Below are 25,201 nucleotides of genomic sequence, written 5' to 3'. Positions count from 1 at the left end.
TCCGCCCTTATCCGAAAAAGGCTTTGCAGGCCTGCACTGCTTCGACCAGCACATCGACCTCGGCCTCGGTATTGTAGAGGCCGAAACTGGCCCGTGCCGTGGCCCCCACCCCGAACCGGTCCATCAGCGGTTCGGCGCAATGCCGGCCCACCCGAACAGCTACCCCGCCACGGTCCAGCAGGGTGCCTATATCGTGGGGATGGATGCCGTCCATGGTGAAGCTGATGATGGCTGCCTTGTCCGGTGCGGTGCCGATGATGCGCAGGCCTTCGATCTCCGACAGGCGATGCGTGGCATAGGCCAGCAGCCGCTGCTCATGGGCCTGGATGGCGCTCATGCCCAGCGCCGAGACATAATCGATGGCTGCACCCAGGCCGATCCCTTCCACGATGGCGGGGGTCCCGGCCTCAAACCGGTACGGCGCCTCGCGATAGGTGGTGTTCTCAAAGCTGACGGTGCTGATCATGTCGCCGCCGCCCTGCCAGGGGGGCATCTTGTCCAGCAGTTCCTTACGCCCATACAGCACGCCGATGCCGGTGGGGCCATAGAGCTTGTGGCCCGTGAAGACATAGAAATCGGCGTCGATGGCCTGCACATCCACGGGCTGATGCACAGCGGCCTGGCTGCCGTCAAAGGCGACCAGGATACCCTTGGCATGGGCCAGACGGGCGATGCGGGCGGCGGGATTGACGGTGCCCAGAACGTTGCTGGCATGGGTGATGGAGACCAGCTTCACCTCCGGCGTCAGCATCGCTTCGTAGGCGGCCATGTCCAGGCTGCCATCATCCAGCACCGGCACAACCTTGATCGTAATGCCGATCCGGTCACGCAGAAGCTGCCACGGCACGATATTGGCGTGATGCTCCATCCAGGAGATGATGACGGCATCACCCGCCTTCAGGAACCGCCCGCCCCAGCTATTGGCAAGCAGGTTGAACGCCTCCGTCGCATTGCGGGTGAAGACGATGTTCTCCCGGCTTGGCGCGTTCAGGAATTTCGCCACCTTGTCGCGCACCGCCTCATACAGGTCGGTGGAACGCTGGGACAGGAAATGCACGCCGCGATGCACGTTGGCATAGTCGTTTTCCAGCAGGTGCGACATGGCGTCGATCACGGCCCGCGGCTTCTGCGCGCTGGCCCCATTGTCCAGATAGACCAGGGGCTTGCCGGCGCGGCCCTTTTTCTCATGCACCAGACGGGTCAGGATCGGGAAATCCTGACGCACGCGCATCACGTCATAGGGGGCATTGCCCAGGGTCGGATTCAACAGATCAGACATTATTCATCCCCGATGGCCCGCCGCAACCAATCGCGGCCCTGGCCCAGAAGGTAATTCTCCACCCGCATGCGGCGGGCATAACCGACGGCCCGGAAAAAGTCCGGACATTGATAATCCATTGGCATGACCGTGGCCCAGCGGCACCCGGCCTCTGCCCCCAACCGTTCCAGTTCCCCCAGCACCTGCCGCCCCAGGCCCTTGCCGCGCCAGAGCGGCACCACGGCCAGATCGACCAGGGTCAGGTAGGCGCCGTCCAGAACGGCCAAGCCCCCCGCTACCCGTACCCCGCCGGCATCCACCGCTTCTACCGTCAGTTCGGTATAGGGATCGGGAATGGTCAGGTACCAATGCGCGTCCAGGCCGTTCTCCACAGCCTGCACATCCGCCGGATCGGGCGCTTCGGCCCGGTGCAGATACAGCCCGGCGGGCAGGGCCAAGGCGGGGGCGACGGACAACGGCGTCTTGCTGAAATAATGCCGGTCATGGCCCCAGGTGAAATCGGCAAACACGCCCTGGCTTTCATAGCCATAGCGCGGATAGAAATCCGGCCCCTGAAAGCCCATGGTGGACAGGTACAGCCGGTTTGCCCCCGCCGCCACCGCCGCATTCTCCGCCGCGACCAGCAGGGCTGCCCCCAGCCCCCGGCCCCGCCAGGGCGCATCCACCCACAGCACGTGGATATAGGCGTCAGGACCATAGAGCCAGACCACGGCCCCGGCCTGGATCACCCCGCCCATATCGCGGATGAACAGGCCCAGCGGCTTGCGATCCATCCCCAAGGCGGCGCGCTCAGCCACCATTGCCCGTTCATGCAGCCAAGCCATGACATCCCCATCCGCCGGATGGCGGCGGTAAAATGTCAGGGTTGAGCGGCGGGACAGGCTGTCGGGCATCGGATTAGCGCGCCCCCATCCAGGCCTCGGCCTGCGCCCGGAAATGGGCACGCACCGTCTCGTCGATGATCTCGTCCAGCGCCTCATCCAGGAAGGCACCGATCAGCAGCACGCGGGCCGCATCACGCGAAATGCCGCGGGCGCGCAGATAGAACATCTGGTCCTCGTCCAACTCACCCGCCGTGGCGCCATGGCTGCACTTCACATCGTCGGCGTAGATTTCCAATTCCGGCTTGGAATTGATCTCTGCGCTTTCGGAAAGCAGCAGGGCGCGGTTCAGCTGATAGCCGTCGGTCTTCTGTGCATCGGGGCGCACGATGATCTTGCCCTGGAAGACGGCGCGGGCCGCCCCGTCGATCACGCCCTTCACTACCTCGCGGCTGGTGCAATGCGGCTTGGCATGGTCGATCAGGGTGGTGATGTCGCTGACCTGATTGCCGGTGATGGCATAGGCGCCGGACACCCGCGCCTCGATCCCCGTACCGTCCAGCACCTGTCGCGCCTCATGCCGGGCCAGCCGGGCACCGAGGTTCATGACGAACGTGTCATAGACGGCATCCTGGGCCAGATGGGTGGAGACATTGGCCAGATGCCAGGCGTCCAGCCCCTCTGCCTGCAATTTGTAATGATGCAGGCGGGCACCGATACCCACGCTGACGTCGGCCACGACATTGCTGATGTAGGTGCCGGCATTAGCACCGACATGGTGTTCCACCACCGTCGCCTCGGCCCCGTCGGCAATCTCGATGATGATGCGCGGGTTCCACAGGGCGGCCTTGTCACCCGCCGTCGCCGCGATGAAGACCAGTTCCACGGGGCTGGTCAGCTTCACACCGGCGGCCACGCGCAGGGCCGCACCGTGGGATGACAGGGCGCTGTTCAGGGCACGGAACGGGCCGTCGCCGGCGACCGGCGCGGTCTCACCCGTCAGGGCGGTCAGCACCACGCCGTCGGGCAGATCGCCCACGCGCGACAGGTCGGCGCGGTACTGCCCGGCGACAAACACCAGACGCGGGGCGGGCGTGTCCAGGGCGGTCGGGATGGCATCCACGGTCACGGTTGCGGCGTCCGGGGCGGGGCCTAGGGTCAGCTTGTCCAGACCGCGCAGGTTGGTGAATTTCCAGGCCTCAGCCCGTGTGCTGGGCAGGCCCGCCTTGGCGAAGCGGTCCAGGCAATCGGCGCGCGGGCCGGCCAGGGCAGGGGCCAGCGCCACCACCTGTTCCACGAAATTCCGGGCCGTCTGGTTCTGTTCGTCGCGCATGGTTCAAAGCTTCATGTCGTAGAAGTTCATGTTCAGGCCCGGCACGTCATATTCGGCAACGCCGAAACGCTGGAACCCGTGCAGCGGATAGAATTGGGGCGCCTGGCAATCCATCGTCTCCACCGCCGCCCGCGTGCAGCCCAGCTTCCGACCCTCATCCAAGGCGGCGGCCAGCATGGCGTAACCGGTGCCGGTGCCGCGCAGACTGTCATCCAGCCAGACCATGTCGACCATGAAGTCGTTATCCACGGCATAGCAAAGGGCGGCCCCGCGCGGGGCGTTGGTCACGATATCGCGGACGTAAGCCGCCACCAGTTTCACAGGCGCGCCAAGCAGGCCCTGCCGGCGGGCATCGGTGATGCGCCAGATTTCCTTGGCCAGATGCCGGGGCGGCGGTTCGTGGATGGCCAGGGCAAAGCCGGCGGGCATCGCAGCCTCCCCCTTGCCGATCCGCTTTTCCAGGATGGTGAAGACACCACCCCGGATATGCGGGCCGATCACCTGGCGTACCGCATAACCGGCGGCCAGATAGGGGGCGGTGTCGTCATGTGCACGCACGATCATGATGAACCGGTCGGCATCGCGGCGGGCCAGTTCAGCCTCCGTCCGGGCCAGCACCGCGGCGATGGCGGGGCCGGGATCGATGCCGGGAACGGTCCAGACACCCCAGAAGCAATAGGCGTCGCGTCCCCACTGGGTCAGCGACAAACCTGCCTGCGGCGCGCCTGTCTCCCCATTTCCCGCCACCGTGACGAACCGGCCCTGGGCCGGCGGCAGGGTGGCGGCATTGAAGGCCATCAGCCCGCCCAGCACGATATCCGCGTCCGGTCCCGTGACCGGCACGTCATATTCGATGCTGATGCGCACACCGGGGGCGGTCATGGGTCAGGCCGCCTCGGTCACGCCGAACTCGGCATAGCCCTTGGCTTCCAGCTCCAGCGCCAACTCCTTGCCGCCCGACTTCACGATGCGGCCATTGGCCAGCACATGCACCACGTCGGGCACGATGTAATCCAGCAGGCGCTGATAATGGGTGATGACCAGCATGCCGCGTTCGGGCCCGCGCAGGCGGTTCACGCCTTCGGCCACGATCTTCAGGGCGTCGATATCCAGACCGCTGTCCGTCTCGTCCAGGATGGCCAGCTTCGGCTGGAGGACGGCCATCTGCAAAGCCTCGTTGCGCTTCTTCTCCCCGCCGGAGAAGCCGACATTGACGGCGCGCTTGATCATCTCATCATTCATGGACAGATCCTTGGCCTTGGCCCGGATCAGCTTCAGGAACTGCATCGCGTCCAGCGGCGTCTCGCCACGGGTCTTGCGGATGGCGTTCAGCGCTTCCTTCAGGAAGGTGGTGTTGGACACGCCGGGGATTTCCACCGGGTACTGGAACGCCAAGAACAGGCCGGCGGCGGCGCGCTCCTCAATCTCCATGGACAGCAGGTCCTGGCCGTCAAAGGTGACGCTGCCTTCGGTGATCTCATAGCCTTCACGACCGGCCAGCACATAGGACAGCGTGCTCTTGCCCGCGCCATTGGGGCCCATGATGGCATGCACCTCACCGGCATTGATGGTCAGATCAACCCCCTTGAGGATCGCCTTGCCATCGACAGTGGCGTGCAGGTTCTTGATTTCGATCAGGGACATTTGCTGCTCCAACTCACATCTCATGGCGGAAAGGCCGGGCCTTTCCGCGTCATCTCTTCATCCGGGGGCTTAGCCCACCGAGCCCTCAAGGCTGATCGCCACCAGCTTCTGCGCTTCCACGGCAAATTCCATGGGCAGTTCCTTCAGCACTTCCTTGCAGAAGCCGTTCACGATCAGGCCAACCGCGTCTTCTTCCTTCAGGCCGCGCTGGCGGCAATAGAACAGCTGGTCTTCGGAGATTTTGGCCGTCGTCGCCTCATGCTCCACCCGTGCAGTCCGGTTGCGGCTTTCGATATAGGGCACGGTATGCGCCCCGCACTTGTCGCCGATCAGCAGGCTGTCGCACTGGGTGAAGTTGCGGGCGTTCTGCGCCTTGGGCAGGATGCGGACCAGACCGCGATAGGTATTCTGGGCGCGGCCGGCCGAAATACCCTTGGAGATAATCGTGGACCGGGTGTTCTTCCCGATATGGATCATCTTGGTGCCGGTATCGGCCTGCTGCATGTTGTTGGTGATGGCGACGGAGTAGAACTCGCCCACCGAATTATCGCCCTGCAAAATGCAGCTCGGGTACTTCCAGGTGATGGCTGACCCGGTTTCCACCTGGGTCCAGCTGACCTTGGAATTACGACCGCGGCAGGCGGCGCGCTTTGTCACGAAATTATAGATGCCGCCCTTGCCATTCTCATCGCCCGGATACCAGTTCTGGACGGTTGAGTACTTGATGGTGGCATCATCCAGCGCCACCAGTTCGACCACGGCGGCGTGCAGCTGGTTCTCGTCGCGCTGCGGGGCGGTGCAGCCTTCCAGGTAGGAGACGTAGCTGCCTTCGTCGGCGATGATCAGGGTGCGCTCGAACTGTCCCGTATTCTTCGCATTGATGCGGAAATAGGTGGACAGTTCCATGGGGCAGCGCACGCCCTTGGGGATATAGACGAAGCTGCCGTCGGTGAAGACGGCGCAGTTCAGGGTCGCGAAGTAATTGTCCGAATAAGGCACGACGGTGCCCAGATACTGGCGCACCAGATCAGGATGGGTCTTCACCGCTTCCGAGATGGAACAGAAGACGATGCCCTTCTCTTCCAGCTTCTTCTTGAAGGTGGTGGCGACCGAAACCGAGTCGAACACGGCGTCGACCGCGATGGACGGGCTGTCACCCGCCCCTTCGACGCCGGCCAGGATGGCCTGTTCCTTCAGCGGGATGCCCAGCTTCTCATAGGTTTTCAGTAGTTCCGGATCGACCTCGTCCAAGGACTTCGGACCCGCTGTCGTCTTCGGCGCCGAATAGTAATAGCTGTCCTGATAGTCGATGGGCGGATAGTGCAGCTTGGCCCAATCCGGCTCTTCCATGGTCAGCCAGTGGCGATAGGCCTTCAGCCGCCATTCCAGCAGCCATTCCGGCTCCCCCTTCTTGGCGGAGATGAAGCGGACGATATCTTCCGACAGGCCCTTAGGCGCGGTTTCCGACTCGATATCGGTGAAGAAGCCGTACTTGTACTTCCCCTCCGCCAGGCTCTTGACCTGTTCGATCGTCTGTTCAGTGGCGGCCATATCCGTCGCTCCCCTTCAAACCCCTCTCCCCGAACCCGTTCAACCGGCCAGCACGGCGCGGGGCGCCGGCTCACGCTCGAAATCGAACAAGGCGGGGGTGGCCATGTCGGCCAACGTCACATCCTCCAGCGCGCGGCGTACGGCGCTGTTCACCTTTTCCCAATGGTTCTTGCGGGAGCACAGGCTTTGCACCCCGCAGCCGCCGGAACCGCCATCGACGCAATCGGTCAGCGCAATCGGCCCCTCGATCGCCTCGATGATATGGACCACATTGATCCGGTCGGGCGTGCGCGACAGGCTGTAACCGCCCGCCGCCCCCCGGTGCGATTGCAGAAGGTCGCCACGGGCCAGCAGCTTCAACAGCTTCTGCACCGTCGGCATGGGCAGGCCCGTGCGGTCGGCCAGGGAATTGGCCGTGTGCAGCGCGCTGTCGGCATGCGCCAGGGTGGTCAGGACCACCACGGCGTAATCCGTCATCTTGCTGAGCCGCAGCATAGGCGTTGCGAACCTTTCTCAATACAGGACCAAATTAGTACCGATTAAGTGAGCCGGTCAGGGGCGGGTGTCAAGCATTCCGCCCCCACCCCTCGGCACGGGTGGCATGCATCCGTTAAGATAGCCATGCGGTGAGCGGGATTTTACCGCCCCGCAACATGCCCCATTGGGCGTTGTCACCCCCGCCTGACGGGCGCACCATTCTTTCCATGACGGGGGCGTTAAGGACCAATCCCCGCCAAAACCGACCGACCCGGGCGACGGGCGGCCGGAAAATCGGCCGGATTTATCGCGGCGAAGCCCCCGCCTTTGTGCGGTTCCACGTGGCTTGTGCCCATCCGGCTGAAGCCGAGAGGCTATCGAGAAATGGCGGACCGTCTCCTGGTTGGGACGGCCCGCCATTTTCGCTTTTGGCGAACTCCGCAGCTTGGCCACTCCCCCTCGTCATCCCGGCTTCCGCCGGGATGACGAGGGGGGCAAGCAACCCGCCCTGCGCCCCACGCACACCGCCCCCGGTGGCAAAGAGGTTTTCCGCGCACCCGCCCGCTTGGTAGGGTCGCCGCCTGTTCTGTGCGGTCTGGCAAGGGGGATGGCGATGGTGACGGCGACGGGCGTGGCGGCAGTGACGGTCATTCCGCCGACCCACCCCCTGACGGGCCGCGTGGTGCCGCCGGGATCGAAATCCATCACCAACCGCGCCCTGCTGCTGGCCGCTCTCGCCGCGGGTACCAGCCGTCTGACAGGCGCGCTGAAAAGCGATGATACACGGCACATGGCCAACGCCCTGCGCCAGATGGGCGTCACCGTCTATGAACCCGACGCCACGACATTCATCGTGACCAGCAGCGGGCGACTGACGGCCCCCACCGGGCCCTTGTTTCTGGGCAATGCCGGTACGGCCACCCGCTTCCTGACCGCCGCCGTTGCCACCGTCGATGGCACCGTCGTGGTGGACGGGGATGAGCATATGCGCAAGCGGCCCATCGGCCCGCTGGTCAAGGCGCTGATGGCGCTGGGCGTCGATCTGGAGGCACCGACCGGCTGCCCCCCCGTCACCGTGCGTGGCAAGGGTGCGCTGGCGGGGGGCCGTGTGGAGATCGATGCCGGCCTGTCCAGCCAGTATGTCAGCGCCATCCTGATGGCGGCAGCCTGTTCCGGCGGCCCCATCGATATCGCCCTGACCGGCAGCGAGATCGGCGCGCGCGGCTATATCGACCTGACTTTGGCGGCCATGCGCGCCTTTGGCGCCGTGGTGGAACAGCGTGATGCCGCCACCTGGCGCGTGCTGCCCACCGGGTACAAGGCTGCCGATTATGTGATCGAACCCGATGCGTCAGCGGCGACTTACCTTTGGGCGGCAGAGGTGCTGACCGGGGGGCGTATCGACCTGGGCGTGCCGTCGGATGCCTTCACGCAACCCGACGCCTGTGCCCAGGCTGTGATCGCGCAGTTCCCCAATATGCCGGCGGTCATTGACGGGTCACAGATGCAGGATGCCGTGCCGACGCTGGCCGTGCTGGCGGCCTTCAACAATCATCCTGTGCGCTTTGTCGGCATCGCCAATCTGCGCGTCAAGGAATGCGACCGCACCCGGGCGCTGTCCACCGAACTGGCCAAGATCCGTCCGGGTCTGGCCTGGGAGGAAGGCGATGATCTGATCGTGGCGGCCGATCCGGCCCTGGCCGGCCAGACGCTGCCCACCGATATCCACACCTATGCCGACCACCGCATCGCCATGTCCTTCGCGCTGGCCGGGCTGAAGATTCATGGCATCACTATCCTGGACCCTGGCTGTGTCGCCAAGACCTATCCCGGCTATTGGGATGCGCTGCGTTCGCTGGGCGTGGAACTGGTAACCCGAAACTAATCACCCCATGCCCTGCAGGGGGCCGGGTTCTGCCAGCAGGCGGACAAGCCGTTCGGGTTCGGACGCGAACCAGACATGGCTTCCCCAGGCCAGTGAGGGCAGGGCCTTCTTCACCTCTGCCCGGTCGCGGTCCAGGAAGGCGGTGATGCAGGCCACCCTGGATGGGGCAAAGCCCCCCTCGGCAGCGATATCCAGGAAGGCCCTGGCCCGCTGCTCGGTGACGGGGCCGTCGGTTGCCACCACCTCCACGAACACCAGTTTCAGGTCGGCGGCGCTGTGTCCCCGGTCCAGCAGGATGATGTCGGGCAGGGTGCGGTCGGGCGTGATGCGCAGGCGCAGCCGCTTGATCCAGCCCTCATCGCGCGCCGCCACCTTGGCCGCACTTTCCGACAGCCACAGCACCACAGGATCGGTCAGGAAACGCGGTGCGAACTGTTCCACCACGGCCTGCGCGATACGGCTGCTGGGTCCCGGCGCCAGCAACCGCGTCTCCCCATTGGGAAAGCGGACCAGGATATCGGCCCCGTCGCGGTCGGTGGAGCCGCGCAAGGACACGATGCGGGCCAGCGCCATGGGGTTCAGGGTGGCATCGGCCCATGCCTTGGCCGCTGTCACCAGCGCCTCACCCTGCAAACCGGGATCGAACAGGGCGGCGAAGGGGGCGGCCAGGGCATAGCGCGGCTTGGACGATGTCGTGGGTACGCCCGCCCGTTCGATGACGGCGCCATTGGGGATCAGTCCCTGGCGGATGACCTCATCGCGCACCTGTTCGCGGCTGTTATCCTGATACCAGCGTTCACCGGTGGCGCGCGGGGCCTTGGCATAGTCGGCGCGTGACGGGGCATCGGCGTTGAACAGCATGCGCGTATCGCCCAGCCGCACCACATGCACCGGGTTCAGCCAGATGTCCGCCCCTTCCACCGCCCCGATATAAAGGAAGGCCGCGACGGTGGCCGCCGCCGCATCGCGCACGCATTTATCCCGTTCCGGCGTGCCTTCCGGGAAAATCAGGCGCAGGCGGCGGGCCACCTCCGCCCGTTCCAGCAACGGCGGGAGGGGATGCATCAGGAAATCCCGTACAGACGGTCGGCGGCCTGATCCAGCCGCTCACGCGACGCACCCGCTGCCACCAGCGCCGTCAGTTCCTTCAGTGCCGCCGGATGCGGCAGGGGCATGGCCTCCAGCTCATAGGCCGACACGGCGACCGAACCAGAGATGCAGCGGAAGGCGCGGTCGGCGGCCCGGCTGTTCAGGAAGGCGGCCAGGACGGCGGGCGGCACCGGGGGCGGGGTGTCATCCAGCGGCAGCAGCATGTTCAGATGGTTTTCCACCGTGACGCCGCGCGGATGCTTGGTCAGGAAGGACAGAGGCATTTCGGCGGCGATCAGGCGGCGGGCCTGTTCCTTGGCCGTCGTTCGCTGCAACAGCACGCAGGGCCGGCGGGTCAGCAGCCAGTCATCGCCCTTCAGCGCCGGGTGGAACCAAGGCTTGTGGTTGGCCTTCTCACAGCGATAGGTAAAGCGGCCATCGGGCGTGACGGATTCGGCCCAGACCAGGGGCACAGCCCCCTTGCCCGGCTTGTCCGCGATCTGCGGCTTGTACCGGTTCCAGACCAGGGGGCCGGTGGCGACGCGATAGCCCCAGTCGCGCAGCCGGCTGTCCAGGCTGCGCAGCCGTGTCGCCAATCCCGTCTCACTGGCATGACGCGGCAGGATCCAGGGGGCGGTCGGTTCATCGGGCAGGGTGAAGGAACCCGATGGCAGGATGGTCAGGCCCTCACCGCCGCTGCCGGCCCGGATCATGTTGACCAGGGCGCGTTCGGGCCGCTTCTTCTTCGGCCCCATCCGGCGATATGTCGCCAGCACCGTCTCCTGCAGGACATTGTCGAACACGCCCTTGCGTTCATCGACGAAATCCAGCGACAGGGGCGGGGCCAGATCGGACAAGGTGCGGCGCAGATGCTTGAAATAATCCCCGGCCAGGAAGGAGGAGGGGGTGAGGAAAGCGATCAGCCCGCCCGGCAAGGTCCAGCGCACGGCCTGATCCATGAACAGGGCATAGAGATTGGCATGGCCATACAGGCTGCGCGCGAACCGCGCCCGCATGTCCGGCGCCAGGGTCAGGCGGCCATAGGGCGGGTTGCCGATCACCAGATCAAACTCCGCCGCCGCCGAGATGGACAGCGCGTCGGCGTGCCGGCAGGGTGACAGGCGCTTACCCCCCGCCCGGATCAGGGGGGCCAGTGCCGCCTCCACCATCACCCCCGATATCCAGGCGGCGACAGGGTCAAGTTCCAGCCCGCGCAGGCGGTTGGCGATGGAGCGCAGGGCCAATGCCGGTTCCACACCCTTCAGGGCCTTGGCCATGCGCAGCGCGGAGGGTACCAAAAACGCGCCGCAGCCGGCGGCCGGGTCCAGCACCCGGGCCTCGGCCCAATCGACCTTGCCGCCCTCGGCCAGATCGACAAGGCGGGCGGCCAGGGCGGGTGGCGTGTAATAGACACCGTGGCGTGCCCGTTCATCGGACGGCATCAGGCCGGCATGCAGGGCGCCGATCCGGTCCGCCACCGCCGCCACGGGTAGCGGTGCCAGGCTTTCGCCATAGGCACGGGCGGCGGCGGCAACCTCTGCCCCCAGGCTGGGCGGTGTTTTGGTGACGGGGGGCGGGGAAAGGTCCAGGCCCGTCTCCAGCGCCTGCCACCAGCCGCGCACCACAAGCTGCACCAGGGCCGCCTCCTGACGGCGCTGCTGCGCCGTCAGGGACGCGACGGCAGCCAACAGCAACGCCCCCGGTTCGGGGGCGTCGGTGGGGGCCGGCTTTATCGCGGCGGGCGGGATCGGGCGGCGGGACAAGGGGGTTTTGGGGACGGTTCAGGTTCCAGATGTTCCATGATCGTTCAGGGTCCGGACGGACGCAAGCGCGATCCCGTCAGGACGGCCCGTTACCCGGCCTGCCCACATTCAGCCACAGGGTCGGGTCCGACAAGGGGGTGGCCGGCGGCAGGTTGGGATTGGGCAGACGGATGATGGTGGCCTCATTAAACCGTTCCAGCGGGAAGGCGCCGCGTGTGGATGGATGGGTGGACAGCATGCGCTTCAATTCGCCATTGGCCAGCAGGGTGCGCAACCCTTCCTCCAGCCGGCGGGCCAAGCTGTCCATGCCCGGCGCCACATAGAAATAGACCGGCATGGGATAGGCGATGACCAGCCTGTCAAAGACCATCAGGTCCGACCCGCCATAGGTCTCATACTCCTCCGCCACCTCGGCCAGACCGCGCGCGAAATAGTCACAGCGACCGGCGCGCAGCATGGAATAAAGCTGGTCGAAATGCACATTGGTCACCTGGGGCAGGCCGCTGGCGGCCAGCACGTCGAAATCCGGCCATTGCGCGCCCTGACAGGCCGTGAAGCGCTTCAGATCCTCCACGGTGCGGACGGCGGCAAAGGCAGCGGCATCACGCGCCCGGATGACGGGCACCCGCTGCCCGATCAGGCCCATATCGATGGGGATGCGGATGGGGTTACCCTCCTTCTCCCGCTCGATATTGGTGCCGGTCCAGGTGACATCGATGCGCCCGGCCTTCAGTTCCGCCAGAAGCCGGCCCTGGCTGAACTTCTCCCGCACCCGCTCGATGCGGACGGGGCCATATCGCGGCGTCGTCTCGTCTATCAGGCGGCGGAACAGGTCATGGAAATAATCAACCCGCGTCTCCTGCCCCTGCGACTGCCAGTCGGAGACACGCACGATGGTGGGTTCGGCGGTTTCGGCACAAAGCGCGGGGACGGCCATAAAAAGCGACGCCAGCAGCAATGCCACCCAACGGCCCCTGCGTCCCCGCATCATGCGCTCTCCCGGCATCCGCCCCCGTCGCGATTCCTTCAGGGAAACATCCGGGGGCAGGGGATGGCAAGGGGACATGGGCGCGCAGTGGGGGTTGTCACCCCTCCAGCATGCGGCGCAGCAGTTCGACATCTTCGGCGAAGGCCGGGTCGGTGCCGCACAGTTCGTCCACCTTTCGGACGGCATGCATGACGGTGGTGTGGTCGCGGTCGCCGAATTTACGGCCGATTTCCGGCAGGGAGCGCTGTGTCAACTGCTTGGCCAGATACATGGCCACCTGACGCGGGCGGGCCACGGCGCGGGCGCGGCGGGCGCTGCTCATGTCGGCCAGGCGGATGTTGAAATGCTCCGCGACCTTCTTCTGAATCTCTTCGATGGTCACGCGGCGGTTGCTGGCCCGCAGCAGATCGTGCAGCACATCCTGCGCTGATTCGAGCGTGATGGCGCGGCCCACCAGCTCAGCATGGGCGACGATGCGGTTCAGTGCCCCTTCCAACTCGCGCACATTGCTGGTGATCTTGTGGGCCAGGAATTCCAGGACCTTGGGCGGCACCTTGGCACCGATGCGGTCGGCCTTCTGGCCCAGAATGCCCAGGCGCAGCTCGTAAGTCGTGGGGTGGATATCGGCCACGAGACCCCAGCCCAGACGCGAGCGCAGCCGCTCCTCCATGCCTTCCAGGTCCGACGGGCTTTTGTCGGCGCTGATGATGACCTGACGGTTCTGGTCCACCAGGGCATTGAAGGTGTGGAAGAATTCTTCCTGGGTGCTGTCCTTGCCGCTGATGAACTGCACATCGTCGATCATCAGCACGTCGACCGACCGGAACTGCTCCTTGAAGGCCATCGTGTCCTTGAAGCGCAGCGCCCGGATGAACTGATACATGAACTTTTCGGCCGACAGATAGATGACGCGGCGCGACGGGTCCTTCTTGCGGATGGCCCACGCGATAGCGTGCATCAGATGCGTCTTACCCAGACCCACGCCGCCATAGAGGAACAGCGGGTTGAAGGGCACGGCCTGGGCATCGGCCACGCGGCGGGCGGCGGCAAAGGCCAGCTCGTTCGGCTTGCCCACAACAAAATTCTCGAACGTGAAGCGCGGGTCCAGCGGGGCCGACATCTCGTCGGTGCGGTCCTCGACCACCACCAGTGCGGGGCTGGGTTCGATCACCAGTTCGGTGACGGGTTCCGGCTTGGCCGCAGGCGGTGCGACAGGCGCGTCATTGGCAGGGGTGGCGGTAAGGTCCGGCTTGGCGGCACTGGCCACCACGATCTCCACCGACTGCACGCCCGGATTCTCACCGGAGAACAGGGCGCGGATACGGTCGGCGTAATGGGTGCGAATCCAGTCGCGCATGAAGCGGGTCGGCACCAGGATGCGCAGCTGTCCGCCATCCAGCGAACCGACGGTCAGCGGCTTCAGCCAGGAACGATAGGCGGTTTCGCCCACCTCATCCTTCAAGCGGCCCCGCACCCGCGCCCACTGTTGATCCAGCGAACCCTGCACTGACATTCGACCGTTGCTCCCCGCCCCAAGGCTCAACTTCACCGCAGCGCGCCCGCCATCGCAGCGCGCGTCATCCGCAACCAGGATTGAAACGTCCGGGACGGCAAAACCACCCCTGCGCATAACCTACAGGCCTGCGACCCACTGGCCGATCCATGGCGCCCCGGCGCCGCGATCAGCCATTCCCTTATCATCAGGGCCAATGTCGCCATTGGCACCGCCCACACCGGTACCCGACCCGCCCCATCCTTCTTCGGTTCACCCTTATTGTGGGTAATGAAGATGGTTGCGGAAACACAAAACCGTAACAACGGACGTTCCCTTGCGGAATACCCCCTTCGTACAGGTCTTGTTTTTCAAGAAATGGCAGGCGATCGCCGGGGGTCGGGACTTGGGATGTAATACACATCCATTATCCGCGCGCCACTTTGGATTACAATCCAAAGACGCCATACACCCGTCTGCATCGCTTCCATTGCACTGCCGAACAGCAGTTGAGGGATGCTAGAGGGGTGGCGGAAGAGTCGCAACGGGACCGAAAAGGGAACGCCGAAAAAAGCAAAAATCGTTCGCCACGGATTCAACAAGCCCAAGCCGCAACCCTTTGAAAAGGATGTGGGGCGGGACATGAACCCGGTTTCGTGGCGCCATAAGAAAACCGCGCGGGCGATAGGCACCGCGCGGGTTCCTCTACGGCTAGCGAAGGATCAGCCCAGGGCCTTGATACGGCCGGACAGACGCGACAGCTTGCGCGAAACGGTGTTGGCGTGCAGCACGCCCTTGCTCACACCGCGCATCATCTCGGGCTGGGCCTGCTTGAAGGCCTCAGCGGCGACGCTCTTGTCGCCAGAGGCGATGGCGGCCTCAACCTTCTTCAGGAAGGTGCGGATACGGCTGACGCGGGCGCGATTGACCTCAGTCCGGGTGGCGGTCTGACGGATGCGCTTCTCAGCGGACTTATGATTGGCCATAGGAAACCTTTACGCGGAACATGGTGGTGCCGTAGGAAGCGGCGCTTATACAAGGGGCCAGACGCCCCGTCAAGCGGGTGCGGGCAGGGTCCCCATACGAAACTTGCTGGTCTGACAGTCGCCTTTCGGACTGCGCCAGAGTCGAGCCCCGAGTCGAGACACGCCCGTCACAAGACAGTCAGCAGTAATGCGATGTATATAGGGGGCGACTTCATTTGAACACCCCATAGGTTGTTCAGGCAGGTTTGCGTGCCGAGAGCATCACCTGTGTTCCGTCAATTCCCCGCCGGCGAAAGCTGAAACCGCACCGTCAGGCGGCGGCTTGTTGCATCCATGGCGATGGCGATGTCCAGCACCTCATCCCCGCGTGCCCAGCGCCCATCCTTGCCCCGGCTCCAGCCCAGCTGCGGCAGGGTTTCGGCATAAAAGCGGGTGATGGCGTCGGCGTCGCTGACGCCGGTCGCGGTCGCCTGAATGATGCGGCCTGTGGGATTGTCGAAGACCAGGGCGTCATCGGCACTGGCCGTCAGGCCCGGCGCCAGGGGTACATCCTCCGTCCCCGGCACGAAGGCGGCCAGGGCTGCCCCCGGCAGAAGCGCGGTGGTCAGCAGGATCAGTGCGGCGGCGGCACGGGCGCGAAGGCCCCGGATCAGGTGCGGCATGATCTATCCTCGATACCTCAACGCTGATGGCGCGCACAGAAGAAAGTGGAGCGCCCGGCCTGGGTGATGCGGGCCACGCCGCCGGTCTTTGCAATGTCGCAGTCGCAGCGTCCGCACGCCTCCCCCTCGCGGCCATAGACCTGGAAGCTGTGCTGGAAATAGCCAAGCTCCCCATCGGACTGCACAAAGTCGCGCAAGCTGGAGCCGCCGGCGGCAATCGCCTCTCCCAGGACATCGCGGATGATGGGGACCAACCGTTCGGCATCGGCCCCGGCAACACTGTCGCCGCTGCGTGTCGGGTCGATGCCGGCGCGGAACAGGGCCTCGCAGACATAGATATTGCCCAGGCCCGATACGACTTTCTGATCCAGCAGCATGGATTTGATGGGGGCGGCCCGCCCGCGCAGCTTGGCCGACAATCCCTGGCCATGGAAACCATTGCCCAGCGGTTCGGGGCCAAGCGCCGCCAGCATGGGATGGGCATCCATCCCGGCCTCATCGAACAGGTCCATGAAGCCGAAGCGACGGACGTCATTATAGGTGACGACCCAGCCATCATCGGTATGAAAGACCAGATGGTCATGGGTGGTGGGGGCGGGGGCCGGGCCGGGTTTCACCACCATGCTGCCCGACATGCCCAGATGGATCATCCAGACCAGCCCGCCTTCAACCCGGATCAGGATATATTTGGCCCGCCGATCCAGCGACAGGACCTGCCGCCCCGTCAGACGCTTGGCGAAATCGACGGGCAGGGGGAAGCGCAGGTCGGGCCGATGCTGATCCACCCTTATCAGCCGCCGCCCCTCCAGCTTCAGGGCCAGACCGCGTCGGACGGTTTCAACCTCAGGCAATTCGGGCATGGATGGGGGCTCTGATCACACGAAAAGGACCCGGTCGTGATAGCACGGCCGGGTCCCCATCGCGAAGGCCGGGTTTCAGGCGCGGGCCGCCGACAGCCCGCCATCGACCATGCTGGCCGTACCCGTGACAAAGCTGCTGTCGTCGGACGCCAGGAACAGAACCGCCTTGGCCAGTTCATCAGGCTGACCGGCACGCTTCAATGCGTGAAGATTATTGATGAAGGCCTGCTTGTCGGCGGTGTCGTTGGCGGCGCGATACATCTCCGTCTCTACGGCCCCCGGCAGGACGGCGTTCACCCGCACGCCCTTCGGTCCATATTCGGTGGCCAGCGCCTGGGTCAGGCCTATCAGACCGGCCTTGCTGGCGGCATAGGCGGCCATGCCGGGGAAGGCGCCGGTATAGCCGACAAAGGTGGAGGTGAAGATCACCGAGCCGCCATTGCCCATGGCCGGGATCTGGTACTTGGCGCCCAGGAAGGCGCTGGTCAGGTTCACGGCCAGCGTCTGGTTCCAGGCGTCGGCATCAATGCTGTCGGTCGGACCCATGGCGCCCAGCGTGCCGGCGTTGTTGAAGGCGATATCCAGCTTACCGAAGCGGCTGATGGCCAGATCGACCAGGGCCTTGGCAAAGCTTTCGGACTGTACGTCACCGGCCAGCGCCACGGCCTGACCACCGGCGGCTTCGATTTCGGTCACCAGGCTGTCCAGTTCGGCCTGACGGCGGGCGGCGACAACCAGTTTGGCGCCTTCGGCGGCGAAAAGCCGGGCGGTGGCGCGACCGATACCGGCGCTGGCACCGGTGATGATGGCGACCTTGTTCTGCAAGCGGTTCATGATCGGGGTTCTTTCGGTTTGGGTAGGCACCGTCATCGGCGCCGTTGATGATTGAACCCTAAGCCTCATGATTACTTTCATCGATGGAATGAAAATGGTTATATCATTCAGTTTTACTGAATGGTTGGAGCCGCCATGGACCGGTTGCGCGCGTTTGAGGTTTTTGTAGGCGTCGTGAGCAAGGGCGGCTTCGCGAAGGCCGCGGATGCGCTGAACACGTCGCCCGCCAATGTCACTCGCTATGTCGCTGAACTGGAGGCGTATCTGGGCACGCGGCTGCTGAACCGCACGTCGCGCCGCCTGTCACTGACGGAGGCGGGCCAGGCCTTGTTCGACCGCGGCCGCCTGATCCTGGATGAGGTGGCGGAGCTGGAGGCATTGGCCGGGGCCGCCGCCGTGCAGCCGCGTGGGCGGTTGCGCATCAATGCACCCGTCAGCTTCGGTATCCGCCATCTGGCCCCGCTCTGGCCGCGTTTCATGGCGCTGCATCCTGACGTGTCGCTGGATATCGCGCTGATCGACCGGGTCGTGGATATTGTGGAGGAAGGCTATGACATGGCCATCCGCATCTCCCGGGCCGGATCGCAAAGCCATGTGGCGCGGCGGCTGGCAATTTCGCGCAATCTTGTCTGCGCGTCGCCGGCCTATATCGCCCGATACGGCCAGCCGGAAAGCCCGGAGGATCTGGCCGCCAACCATCGCTGCATTCTGTATTCCCACGCCGTCGCGCCCGACGAGTGGTCCCTGACCGATGCAGGGGGGCGGGAACAGCTGGTGCGGGTGCAGGAGGTGATGTCCAGCAATAATGGCGACACAGCCCGCATGGCGGCGCTGGACGGGATCGGTATTATCCGGCAGCCGACCTTCCTAGTGGGCGACGATCTGCGTGCGGGGCGGCTTATCCCGCTGCTGCCGGGATACCGGTCGCCCGATATCGACATTCTGGCGCTCTACCCCTCACGCCGGCACCTGTCGGCCAAGGTGCGGGTGATGGTGGACTTCCTGGCAGAGGCTTTCCAGGGCACCCCACCCTGGGATCGGGGACTTTAGGGTGCGGCTACCCGGCTCATGTCGTCTCTTTCCATTGCGCGCTGTCCCACGGCACATCCAGCACGGGTATGGCCGGTGCCTCGATATGGAATCGGTTCAACCACAGGCGCACCGCGCCCAGGCCCGCCTGATCGATATGGTAGAGGCGGCGTGTGCCCGCGCTTCTGTCGCTGACCAGCCCCGCCGCCTTCAGCACCTTAAGATGCTGTGACACGGCGGGACGGCTGACGGGCAAACCGGCGGCAAGTGTGCCCACGGACAGGGGGCCTTCCGCGATCCGTTCAAAGATCATCCGGCGGGTGGGGTCGGAAAGGGCCGCAAGAATGCTTGTTATGTCAGCCATGACTTACGGTAAGTTTTTACTTACATAACGTCAATGCCTGTCAATCCCCTGCGGATCGGCTATCATCAGATCCCGATCTACCCGCCTGGAACCCTGCATCATGACGCTGTCCATCCCCCGCCTGATCGGCCATCGCGGTGCCGCCCGCCACGCGCCGGAGAACACGCTGTCCGGCATGCGGACCGGCGCCTTGCAGGGGGCGCTGTGGGTGGAGGTGGATGTGAAGATCACGCGCGATGGCGTGCCCATCCTGATGCATGATGATGATGTCGACCGGACCAGCGACGGCCATGGACTGGTTGCCGATATGGATTTTGCCGATATCCGCCGCCTGGATGCCGGGTCCTGGTTCGGGCCGGATTTCAAGGGGGAGCGTGTGCCCACCCTGGCGGAGGCGATCCAGGCGGCCACCCTGCTGGACATCAATCTCAATCTGGAGATCAAGCCCTGTCCAGGCCGGGATGAGCAGACGGCGGGCATCGCGCTGTCCATGGCGCTGAACCTGTGGCCCGCAAACCGGCCACCGCCCCTGATCTCCAGCTTCTCCGTCCAGGCCCTGGCCATGGCCAAGGTGGTGGCCCCGCAATGGCCGCGCGGATATCTGATGGATGAAGAACCGGCGGATTGGGAGAATATTGCCGACCGGCTGGGGGCCGCCACCATCAATGTGGATGCCAAAAAACAAAGCGCGGAAAGCGTTGCCGCCTTCCGCGCTTCTGGCCGGCCCGTGCTGGCCTGGACCGTCAATGACCCCGAACAGGCGCGTCGCCTGTTCCAATGGGGCGTGGCCGGGGTATTCACCGACACGCCCAAGGGGCTTTATCAGGGGCTGACGAACCGTAGCGCGGATTAGCGAAGCGTAATCCGCGAAACCACAGCTGATCAGGCGTTACCCTGCGCGTCGCCCATTTCCGCCTGCTGGGAGAGAACCTGACGGCGATAGAGATCGACGAAGTCCAGCGGCTGCAGCAGCAGCGGCGGGAAGCCGCCCTGGGCCGTGACGTCGGCGATGATCTGGCGGGCGAACGGGAACAGCAGGCGTGGCCCCTCGATCAGCAGCACGGCGCGCTGCGTCTCCGCCGGCATCGGCGGCAGGGTGAAGACGCCGGCATAGACCAGTTCGGCGATGAAGGCCGTGGCGTCACCCACCGTGGCTTCGGCGCGCAGGCGGATCTGCACTTCGGCGACATTGTCGGCCAGGCCCTGGGCCTGCAGGTCGACCTGCAGGTCGATCTTCGGCTGTTCGGACGCGCTGGCCAGGATGCGCGGCGCGTTCGGGTTCTCGAAGGACAGGTCCTTCACGTACTGCATATTGACGACGAGCGGCGGCACCGGCCGTGCGGACTGGGCTTCCTCGGCGGCGTCTTCGGCCTGGTTGATCGTCTCGTCGGACATCGGATACTCCGGTTTAAAAAGGTGTGAAAGGTTTGGGCGGGACCTAGCACGGAACGCCACCAGTCGGCAACCGGGCCTGTGCCGCCATGCGCCACCCGCGTCTTGACAAGCCGGCGGCGGCGGGATTTAACAATCCTTACGTGGTGATTTGGTGACCGGATTGCAGGCCACGTTTTAAAGAAGCTGCTAAAAGGTCGAAGCCATGGATCGGACGCCGCATGAGGGCGCTGGACCGGGCCTCGATCGAACGGTCGAGGCTTGTGAAGGACCATGGCGATGAGCGACCTGCCCGATGATCTGAACCCCGCCACCCTGCTGGTGCATGGTGGGACCCGCCGTTCCCAGTTCGAAGAGACGAGCGAGGCGATCTATCTCACCTCCGGCTTCGTTTATGGCAGTGCCGAAGCGGCAGAGGCCGCCTTCGTCAATGATGGCTCGCGCTTCGTCTATTCCCGGTTCCGCAACCCGACCGTCGCCATGTTCGAGGATCGGCTGGCGCAGTATGAAGGGTACCCCCGCTGCTTTGCCACGGCGTCGGGCATGGCCGCGGTTCATGCCGCCGTCTTTGGCCTGCTGAAGGCCGGCGACCGGCTGGTGGCCAGCCGCGCCCTGTTCGGCTCCTGCCTCTACATCGTCAGCGATTTGGCCAAGCGTTTCGGCATCGAAAGCGTGATCATCGACGGCACCAAGAATGAGGAATGGGAAAAGGCCCTGTCGGTGCCCACCAACCTCGTCTTCCTGGAAACGCCCAGCAATCCCTGCCTGGAAGTGGTCGATCTGGAACATGTGGTGCCGCTGGCCCACAAGGCCGGCGCCAAGGTGGTGGTGGACAATGTCTTCGCCACGCCCGTCCTGCAAAAGCCGAAGAAGTACGGCGTGGATGTCGTCGTCTATTCCGCCACCAAGCATATTGATGGCCAGGGCCGTTGCCTGGGTGGTGCGATCCTGTGCGATGATGAGGTGGCGGCGACGCTGGCCCCATTCCTGCGCCATACCGGCCCCGCGCTGAGCCCCTTCAACGCTTGGACCCTTTTGAAGGGTCTGGAGACGCTGGAGTTGCGCGTGAAGGCGCAATCGGCCGCCGCGCTGAAGGTCGCGACCTTCCTGGAAAGCCATCCGGCGGTGGAGCGCGTGCTCTATGCCGGGCTGGAAAGCCATCCGCAGCATGCCCTGCTGAAGCGGCAGATGAAGGCCGGCAGCAACCTGATCTGCCTGCATATCAAGCCCGTGAACGGCGATGCCAAGCAGGCGGCCTTCACCGTGCTGAACAAACTGCGCATCGCCAAGATTTCCAACAATCTGGGCGACTCGAAGACGCTGGCCACCCATCCCGCCACCACCACGCATCAGCGCCTGTCGGTGGAAGAAAAGGCGATCCTGGGCATCGGCCCCGGCACCATCCGCGTGTCGGTGGGTCTGGAGGATGCCGACGACATCATCGCCGATTTCAAGCGCGGTCTGGACAGCCTGATCGGTTGATCGATGGCACCGGGGGTGTTCCGTCACTCCCGGTCCGTTTCAACTGTTTCTTATGTGGCTGCATGGACATGCCGAACATGGCTGTTCGACCACAGGTGGCAGGAAAAATCCCAGAATCCGGGGGTTCCGCCCCCGAACACAATTGCCCCCCGCCCGGCAGTTGCGTAGCATTTGATTGAAATGCTGCCCGCAAGCCTGTGGGCCGGCGGTCGGACTTGGGCGGTCCATGGCGGATAGTGTGGTGGAAACGGGTGATGATCTGGTCGCGGTCGGCGGTTTGCCGGCCCTGACGGATTTCGACCCGCCGCCGGATACCCCCATCCAACCTGACTGCCCCACGCTTCCCGGTTCCTCCCTGGTCGGGCCGCTGGACCTGTATGGTCTGGCCGAACAGGTACTCTCGGCCGAACATCATCTGGTCAATGCCCAGGACCCGGTGCAGCGTCTGCTGCTGCTGACCACGTTGGCCTGGTACAACCGGCAGCGTGACACGCGCGCCGCCCTGGATATGGTGACCGATGCCATGGGGCTTCTGCCCTATGCCACCGGCGCCAATGAGCGTGAATTGCGCCGCCTGACGGCCCGGCTGCTGCTGATCAAGGCGGAGGCCAAGGCCCTGTTTGCCGAACTGGATCAGGCAGAGGCACTGCTGGAAGGCGCGCGGGCCACCTTCCGCCAGATCGGCGATGTGCTGGGCGAGGGTGATACCTCGATGACGGAGGCGTTGCTGGCCCTGGACCGGGGGCAGACGCGCCGCCGCATCCAGGCCCACCGCAACGCCCACAGCCTGTATCTGCGCGCGGGCGACACCATACGCCAGCAGATCGCCCAGGCCTGGATGGCGCGCGACGCCCTGTTCGGCGATGCCGCCGCGGCGGAGGCGGAATGGGTGCGTGTGCTGCCCGAAGGGCCCCTGCTTGAACATCCCGGCCTGGATGCGGTCGCTGCCTATTTCCATGGCGGGGTCTGTTTCGCGCATGGCGATTTCATGAAGGCGCTCCGCCATTATCAGCGCGGCTGTGATCAGGCGGTGCTGGCCGGGCAGATGCGGTTGGCCGTGCTGCTGGCCGGCAATGTCGGGGCCGCGCATGCCAATGTGAATGATTATGTCAGCGAGTTTCTGTGGCGGGAGCGGGCGCATGGCCTTGCCCGCGCCACCGGCTGGCCCGCGGCGGTGGGTCAGTGCCTGCGCGGCATGGGCGATACCCTGCGCCGGTTGCAGCAGACGGGTCGTGCCCGCCATCTGCTGCTGGAGTCGCTGGAATGGCTGGCCCCGTTCGGTCGGTCCCGCAACCACGCCATCGCGTGCCAGTATCTGGGCGATCTGGAACTGGATGTCGGCGATGCGGCGGCGGCCCTGCGCTGGTTCGATGATCTGCTGGATGTCGGCACCGACCTGGAACAGAGCGATTTGCAGGCGGAGGCACAATGTGGCCGCGCCCGCGCCCTGACCCTGCTGGATCGCTGCGCCGATGCCGTGACGGCGGCGGATGCGGCGCTGGACCTTGTGCGTGCCCGGTCCGACCGCTGGCGGGAGATCGATGTGTTGCGCGCCAAGGCGGCCATCCATCAACGCTTCACCGATCTGCCGCTGCCGCCCGATATGGAACCGGGCGATACCGCCGCCATCCATTATCTGCGCCGCGCGCTGGACCTGGCCGAATCGATCCAGGGCTATACCGCGTCCGCCGATCTCTTGTCGGCCCTGGCGTCGGCCTATGAGGCGGCGGGGGATATGGGGGCCGCCCTGCGCTGGGAACGGCGGGCCGGTCAGGCACGCGGCATCATCCATAGCCGGGAGGTCAGCGACCGGCTGCTGGCAATGCAGGCCGGGTTTGAAACCGAACGCCTGAAGGCGGAAGGCGAATATCACCGCCAGTTGGCCGCCGCAGAGGCATCGCGCGCCGCCGCCTTGCATGAGGCGACGCAGACGCTGGAGATGCTGGGCCGTATCGGGCAGCAGATCACGGCGACCCTGGATGCCGAAGCGATATTCCACGCCCTGCACCGCCATGTCGGCACCATGATGGAACTGGATGCCTTCTCCGTCTATGTCGTGGATGAAAGCGGGGAACAGCTGGAACTGCGCTATGGGCTGGAGGGGGGGCGGCCCCTGCCCACCATCTGGCGGCGCGTTGCTGATCCCGTGTCGCTGGTCGCCCGCTGCGCACGGGAACGGCAGGAAATGCTGATCCTGCGTGGTCAGCATGAACAATCATCCCCCTCTCACATCCCCGGCACGCGCTTCATGCGCACCCTGCTGTTGTCCCCGCTGATCGTGGGGACACGCCTGTGGGGCGTGATGACGGCGCAGGCGGCGGCGGAAAATGCCTATGGGGAGCGGGAGAAGCTGGTCTTCCGCACGCTTTGCGCCTATGGCGCCATCGCGCTGTCCAATGCCGCCGCCTATGCCAAGGTGGACAGCACGCTGTCAGAGCTGCGCGCAACGCAGGGGCGGCTGGTGCAGCAGGAAAAGCATGCATCGCTGGGCCAGCTGGTGGCCGGCGTGGCGCATGAGATCAACACGCCGCTGGGCGTAGCCTTCACCATGGCGACGCACCTTCAGGTGGAACGGGACGAGATTGCGCAGGCGTTCAATGCCAACCAGCTGAAACGGCTGGCCATGGAGCAGTTCCTGGACAAGCTGAATGAGGGCTTGCGCATCCTGACCGGCAATCTGGAACGTGCCGCCGATTTGATCCGCAGTTTCAAGCAGGTTTCTGCCGACCGCAGCAGCGAGGCCCTGCGCACCGTCGATCTGGGTGCCTATGCCGGTGACGTGCTGAAAAGCCTGGACCCGATGATCCGGCAACGGCGCGTGGCCGTCACGATCGATGGCCCGCCGGGGCTTGCCATCACCACCCTGCCGGGCCTCTTGGCACAGGTCGTGTCCAACCTGGTGCAGAACGCCATCGTCCATGGCTTTGCCGGCGTGGAGAGGCCGGAAATCCTGATCGCCATTGGCCGGGCCGGCAGCGACCGTGTGGCCATCGCCATCACCGACAATGGTAATGGCATGCCGCCGGAGGTGCAGGCCAAGGCCTTCGACCCGTTCTTCACCACCAAGCGCGACAGCGGCGGCACCGGCCTGGGCCTGCATATCGTGCATAATCTGGTGACGGGGCCCTTGCAGGGCACCATTGATCTGGCGTCCGTGCCGGGGCATGGGACGCGGTTCCTGATCACCCTGCCGGTGGATGTGGCGGGGGGGTAGGAAAAGTCGCATGCGGGCTGGCGCTCTTATGCGACCTACGGTGGTTCGTAGGTCGC

Annotated in this window: 22 protein-coding genes and 1 riboswitch; of the genes, 5 read left to right on the top strand and 17 right to left on the bottom strand. The window is 65.0% G+C overall.

From position 1 onward, the window contains the following. Nucleotides 1-7 precede the first annotated feature (7 nt). The 7 genes from ACT6Q8_RS13405 to ACT6Q8_RS13375 all read right to left on the bottom strand — a co-directional run bounded on the left by ACT6Q8_RS13405 (nucleotide 8) and on the right by ACT6Q8_RS13375 (nucleotide 7,123). Nucleotides 8-1,279 (bottom strand): cysteine desulfurase, encoded by a 1,272-nt coding sequence (locus ACT6Q8_RS13405; RefSeq protein WP_444732713.1) that lies wholly within the window; start codon nucleotides 1,277-1,279, stop codon nucleotides 8-10. After that, complete coding sequence (locus tag ACT6Q8_RS13400; protein WP_444732714.1) at nucleotides 1,279-2,172, bottom strand: GNAT family N-acetyltransferase; 894 nt, start codon at nucleotides 2,170-2,172, stop codon at nucleotides 1,279-1,281. Before ACT6Q8_RS13400 ends, ACT6Q8_RS13405 begins: the two co-directional genes overlap by 1 nt. Nucleotides 2,173-2,176: 4 nt before the next feature. After that, on the bottom strand, nucleotides 2,177-3,433 hold the full coding sequence (sufD, locus tag ACT6Q8_RS13395; RefSeq protein ID WP_444732715.1) for a Fe-S cluster assembly protein SufD: 1,257 nt from the start codon (nucleotides 3,431-3,433) through the stop codon (nucleotides 2,177-2,179). Between the two features lie 3 nt (nucleotides 3,434-3,436). Beyond that, entirely contained in the window at nucleotides 3,437-4,315 is an 879-nt protein-coding gene (locus ACT6Q8_RS13390; protein ID WP_054168604.1) for a GNAT family N-acetyltransferase, read from the bottom strand. Nucleotides 4,316-4,318: 3 nt separating this feature from the next. Further along, nucleotides 4,319-5,077, bottom strand: coding sequence for a Fe-S cluster assembly ATPase SufC (gene sufC / locus ACT6Q8_RS13385; RefSeq protein WP_444732716.1), 759 nt, complete (start codon nucleotides 5,075-5,077; stop codon nucleotides 4,319-4,321). A 69-nt stretch (nucleotides 5,078-5,146) separates the two neighbouring features. Next, the gene (gene sufB, locus ACT6Q8_RS13380) at nucleotides 5,147-6,628 is read right to left on the bottom strand and encodes a Fe-S cluster assembly protein SufB (RefSeq protein ID WP_444732717.1); all 1,482 of its coding nucleotides are present in this window, start codon (nucleotides 6,626-6,628) and stop codon (nucleotides 5,147-5,149) included. Between the two features lie 39 nt (nucleotides 6,629-6,667). Continuing rightward, nucleotides 6,668-7,123, bottom strand: a complete 456-nt coding sequence (locus ACT6Q8_RS13375) for an SUF system Fe-S cluster assembly regulator (protein WP_054168602.1) — start codon at nucleotides 7,121-7,123, stop codon at nucleotides 6,668-6,670. Nucleotides 7,124-7,718: 595 nt separating this feature from the next. Between ACT6Q8_RS13375 and aroA the strand changes: the two genes are divergently transcribed. Further along, nucleotides 7,719-8,990 (top strand): 3-phosphoshikimate 1-carboxyvinyltransferase, encoded by a 1,272-nt coding sequence (aroA, locus tag ACT6Q8_RS13370; protein WP_444732718.1) that lies wholly within the window; start codon nucleotides 7,719-7,721, stop codon nucleotides 8,988-8,990. Here the strand turns inward: aroA and ACT6Q8_RS13365 are convergent, their stop codons facing one another. From ACT6Q8_RS13365 to ACT6Q8_RS13330, 8 genes are all read right to left on the bottom strand, one after another. Next, nucleotides 8,991-10,055, bottom strand: a complete 1,065-nt coding sequence (locus ACT6Q8_RS13365) for a BsuBI/PstI family type II restriction endonuclease (protein WP_444732719.1) — start codon at nucleotides 10,053-10,055, stop codon at nucleotides 8,991-8,993. Then, a complete protein-coding gene (locus tag ACT6Q8_RS13360) occupies nucleotides 10,055-11,842 on the bottom strand; it encodes an HsdM family class I SAM-dependent methyltransferase (RefSeq protein WP_444732720.1) in 1,788 nt (595 codons plus the stop codon). Before ACT6Q8_RS13360 ends, ACT6Q8_RS13365 begins: the two co-directional genes overlap by 1 nt. Before the next feature lie 76 nt (nucleotides 11,843-11,918). Further along, the gene (locus ACT6Q8_RS13355; protein ID WP_444732721.1) at nucleotides 11,919-12,833 is read right to left on the bottom strand and encodes a substrate-binding periplasmic protein; all 915 of its coding nucleotides are present in this window, start codon (nucleotides 12,831-12,833) and stop codon (nucleotides 11,919-11,921) included. A gap of 94 nt (nucleotides 12,834-12,927) precedes the next feature. Next, the gene (gene dnaA / locus ACT6Q8_RS13350; RefSeq protein ID WP_054168599.1) at nucleotides 12,928-14,343 is read right to left on the bottom strand and encodes a chromosomal replication initiator protein DnaA; all 1,416 of its coding nucleotides are present in this window, start codon (nucleotides 14,341-14,343) and stop codon (nucleotides 12,928-12,930) included. A gap of 701 nt (nucleotides 14,344-15,044) precedes the next feature. Then, a complete protein-coding gene (rpsT, locus tag ACT6Q8_RS13345) occupies nucleotides 15,045-15,308 on the bottom strand; it encodes a 30S ribosomal protein S20 (protein WP_444732722.1) in 264 nt (87 codons plus the stop codon). 275 nt (nucleotides 15,309-15,583) lie between these two features. Continuing rightward, nucleotides 15,584-15,970, bottom strand: coding sequence for a hypothetical protein (locus ACT6Q8_RS13340; protein ID WP_444732723.1), 387 nt, complete (start codon nucleotides 15,968-15,970; stop codon nucleotides 15,584-15,586). Nucleotides 15,971-15,987: 17 nt separating this feature from the next. Next, nucleotides 15,988-16,830, bottom strand: a complete 843-nt coding sequence (gene mutM, locus ACT6Q8_RS13335) for a bifunctional DNA-formamidopyrimidine glycosylase/DNA-(apurinic or apyrimidinic site) lyase (RefSeq protein ID WP_444732724.1) — start codon at nucleotides 16,828-16,830, stop codon at nucleotides 15,988-15,990. A 75-nt stretch (nucleotides 16,831-16,905) separates the two neighbouring features. Next, the gene (locus ACT6Q8_RS13330) at nucleotides 16,906-17,664 is read right to left on the bottom strand and encodes an SDR family oxidoreductase (protein WP_444732725.1); all 759 of its coding nucleotides are present in this window, start codon (nucleotides 17,662-17,664) and stop codon (nucleotides 16,906-16,908) included. A 135-nt stretch (nucleotides 17,665-17,799) separates the two neighbouring features. Here ACT6Q8_RS13330 and ACT6Q8_RS13325 point away from each other — a divergent pair, with 135 nt between their 5' ends. Continuing rightward, nucleotides 17,800-18,714 carry a LysR family transcriptional regulator gene (locus ACT6Q8_RS13325; RefSeq protein ID WP_054168594.1) on the top strand — a complete coding sequence of 305 codons (915 nt, stop codon included), beginning with the start codon at nucleotides 17,800-17,802 and terminating at the stop codon, nucleotides 18,712-18,714. 16 nt (nucleotides 18,715-18,730) lie between these two features. Here ACT6Q8_RS13325 and ACT6Q8_RS13320 read toward each other — a convergent pair whose 3' ends face one another. Further along, nucleotides 18,731-19,057: an ArsR/SmtB family transcription factor gene (locus ACT6Q8_RS13320; RefSeq protein WP_054168593.1), complete on the bottom strand. Its 327-nt coding sequence runs from the start codon at nucleotides 19,055-19,057 to the stop codon at nucleotides 18,731-18,733. Between the two features lie 100 nt (nucleotides 19,058-19,157). Here ACT6Q8_RS13320 and ugpQ point away from each other — a divergent pair, with 100 nt between their 5' ends. Then, nucleotides 19,158-19,910: a glycerophosphodiester phosphodiesterase gene (gene ugpQ / locus ACT6Q8_RS13315; RefSeq protein WP_054168592.1), complete on the top strand. Its 753-nt coding sequence runs from the start codon at nucleotides 19,158-19,160 to the stop codon at nucleotides 19,908-19,910. 29 nt (nucleotides 19,911-19,939) lie between these two features. Here ugpQ and secB read toward each other — a convergent pair whose 3' ends face one another. Beyond that, on the bottom strand, nucleotides 19,940-20,452 hold the full coding sequence (secB, locus tag ACT6Q8_RS13310) for a protein-export chaperone SecB (RefSeq protein WP_054168591.1): 513 nt from the start codon (nucleotides 20,450-20,452) through the stop codon (nucleotides 19,940-19,942). A 130-nt stretch (nucleotides 20,453-20,582) separates the two neighbouring features. Continuing rightward, a riboswitch (SAM riboswitch) is annotated at nucleotides 20,583-20,662 on the top strand. 60 nt (nucleotides 20,663-20,722) lie between these two features. Between secB and metZ the strand changes: the two genes are divergently transcribed. After that, on the top strand, nucleotides 20,723-21,931 hold the full coding sequence (metZ, locus tag ACT6Q8_RS13305; RefSeq protein WP_444732726.1) for an O-succinylhomoserine sulfhydrylase: 1,209 nt from the start codon (nucleotides 20,723-20,725) through the stop codon (nucleotides 21,929-21,931). A 226-nt stretch (nucleotides 21,932-22,157) separates the two neighbouring features. Further along, a complete protein-coding gene (locus tag ACT6Q8_RS13300) occupies nucleotides 22,158-25,145 on the top strand; it encodes an ATP-binding protein (RefSeq protein ID WP_444732727.1) in 2,988 nt (995 codons plus the stop codon). Nucleotides 25,146-25,201 lie beyond the last annotated feature (56 nt).

The sequence above is a fragment of the Niveispirillum sp. genome (assembly GCF_052437035.1).
Classification (GTDB): Bacteria; Pseudomonadota; Alphaproteobacteria; order Azospirillales; family Azospirillaceae; genus Niveispirillum.
Note: the sequence above shows the minus strand (reverse complement) of the source record. Positions and strands in the feature narration are given on the sequence as shown.

Excerpts from the sequence above, each read along its gene's own strand:
- sufD (WP_444732715.1), bottom strand. The coding sequence starts at position 3,433 with ATGCGCGACGAACAGAACCAGACGGCCCGGAATTTCGTGGAACAGGTG.
- ACT6Q8_RS13325 (WP_054168594.1), top strand. The coding sequence starts at position 17,800 with ATGGACCGGTTGCGCGCGTTTGAGGTTTTTGTAGGCGTCGTGAGCAAG.
- ACT6Q8_RS13390 (WP_054168604.1), bottom strand. The coding sequence starts at position 4,315 with ATGACCGCCCCCGGTGTGCGCATCAGCATCGAATATGACGTGCCGGTC.
- mutM (WP_444732724.1), bottom strand. The coding sequence starts at position 16,830 with ATGCCCGAATTGCCTGAGGTTGAAACCGTCCGACGCGGTCTGGCCCTG.
- ACT6Q8_RS13365 (WP_444732719.1), bottom strand. The coding sequence starts at position 10,055 with ATGCATCCCCTCCCGCCGTTGCTGGAACGGGCGGAGGTGGCCCGCCGC.
- metZ (WP_444732726.1), top strand. The coding sequence starts at position 20,723 with ATGGCGATGAGCGACCTGCCCGATGATCTGAACCCCGCCACCCTGCTG.
- sufB (WP_444732717.1), bottom strand. The coding sequence starts at position 6,628 with ATGGCCGCCACTGAACAGACGATCGAACAGGTCAAGAGCCTGGCGGAG.
- rpsT (WP_444732722.1), bottom strand. The coding sequence starts at position 15,308 with ATGGCCAATCATAAGTCCGCTGAGAAGCGCATCCGTCAGACCGCCACC.
- ACT6Q8_RS13300 (WP_444732727.1), top strand. The coding sequence starts at position 22,158 with ATGGCGGATAGTGTGGTGGAAACGGGTGATGATCTGGTCGCGGTCGGC.
- ACT6Q8_RS13320 (WP_054168593.1), bottom strand. The coding sequence starts at position 19,057 with ATGGCTGACATAACAAGCATTCTTGCGGCCCTTTCCGACCCCACCCGC.
- secB (WP_054168591.1), bottom strand. The coding sequence starts at position 20,452 with ATGTCCGACGAGACGATCAACCAGGCCGAAGACGCCGCCGAGGAAGCC.
- sufC (WP_444732716.1), bottom strand. The coding sequence starts at position 5,077 with ATGTCCCTGATCGAAATCAAGAACCTGCACGCCACTGTCGATGGCAAG.
- ACT6Q8_RS13330 (WP_444732725.1), bottom strand. The coding sequence starts at position 17,664 with ATGAACCGCTTGCAGAACAAGGTCGCCATCATCACCGGTGCCAGCGCC.
- ACT6Q8_RS13400 (WP_444732714.1), bottom strand. The coding sequence starts at position 2,172 with ATGCCCGACAGCCTGTCCCGCCGCTCAACCCTGACATTTTACCGCCGC.
- ACT6Q8_RS13355 (WP_444732721.1), bottom strand. The coding sequence starts at position 12,833 with ATGATGCGGGGACGCAGGGGCCGTTGGGTGGCATTGCTGCTGGCGTCG.
- ugpQ (WP_054168592.1), top strand. The coding sequence starts at position 19,158 with ATGACGCTGTCCATCCCCCGCCTGATCGGCCATCGCGGTGCCGCCCGC.
- ACT6Q8_RS13340 (WP_444732723.1), bottom strand. The coding sequence starts at position 15,970 with ATGCCGCACCTGATCCGGGGCCTTCGCGCCCGTGCCGCCGCCGCACTG.
- aroA (WP_444732718.1), top strand. The coding sequence starts at position 7,719 with ATGGTGACGGCGACGGGCGTGGCGGCAGTGACGGTCATTCCGCCGACC.
- ACT6Q8_RS13405 (WP_444732713.1), bottom strand. The coding sequence starts at position 1,279 with ATGTCTGATCTGTTGAATCCGACCCTGGGCAATGCCCCCTATGACGTG.
- dnaA (WP_054168599.1), bottom strand. The coding sequence starts at position 14,343 with ATGTCAGTGCAGGGTTCGCTGGATCAACAGTGGGCGCGGGTGCGGGGC.
- ACT6Q8_RS13375 (WP_054168602.1), bottom strand. The coding sequence starts at position 7,123 with ATGCTGCGGCTCAGCAAGATGACGGATTACGCCGTGGTGGTCCTGACC.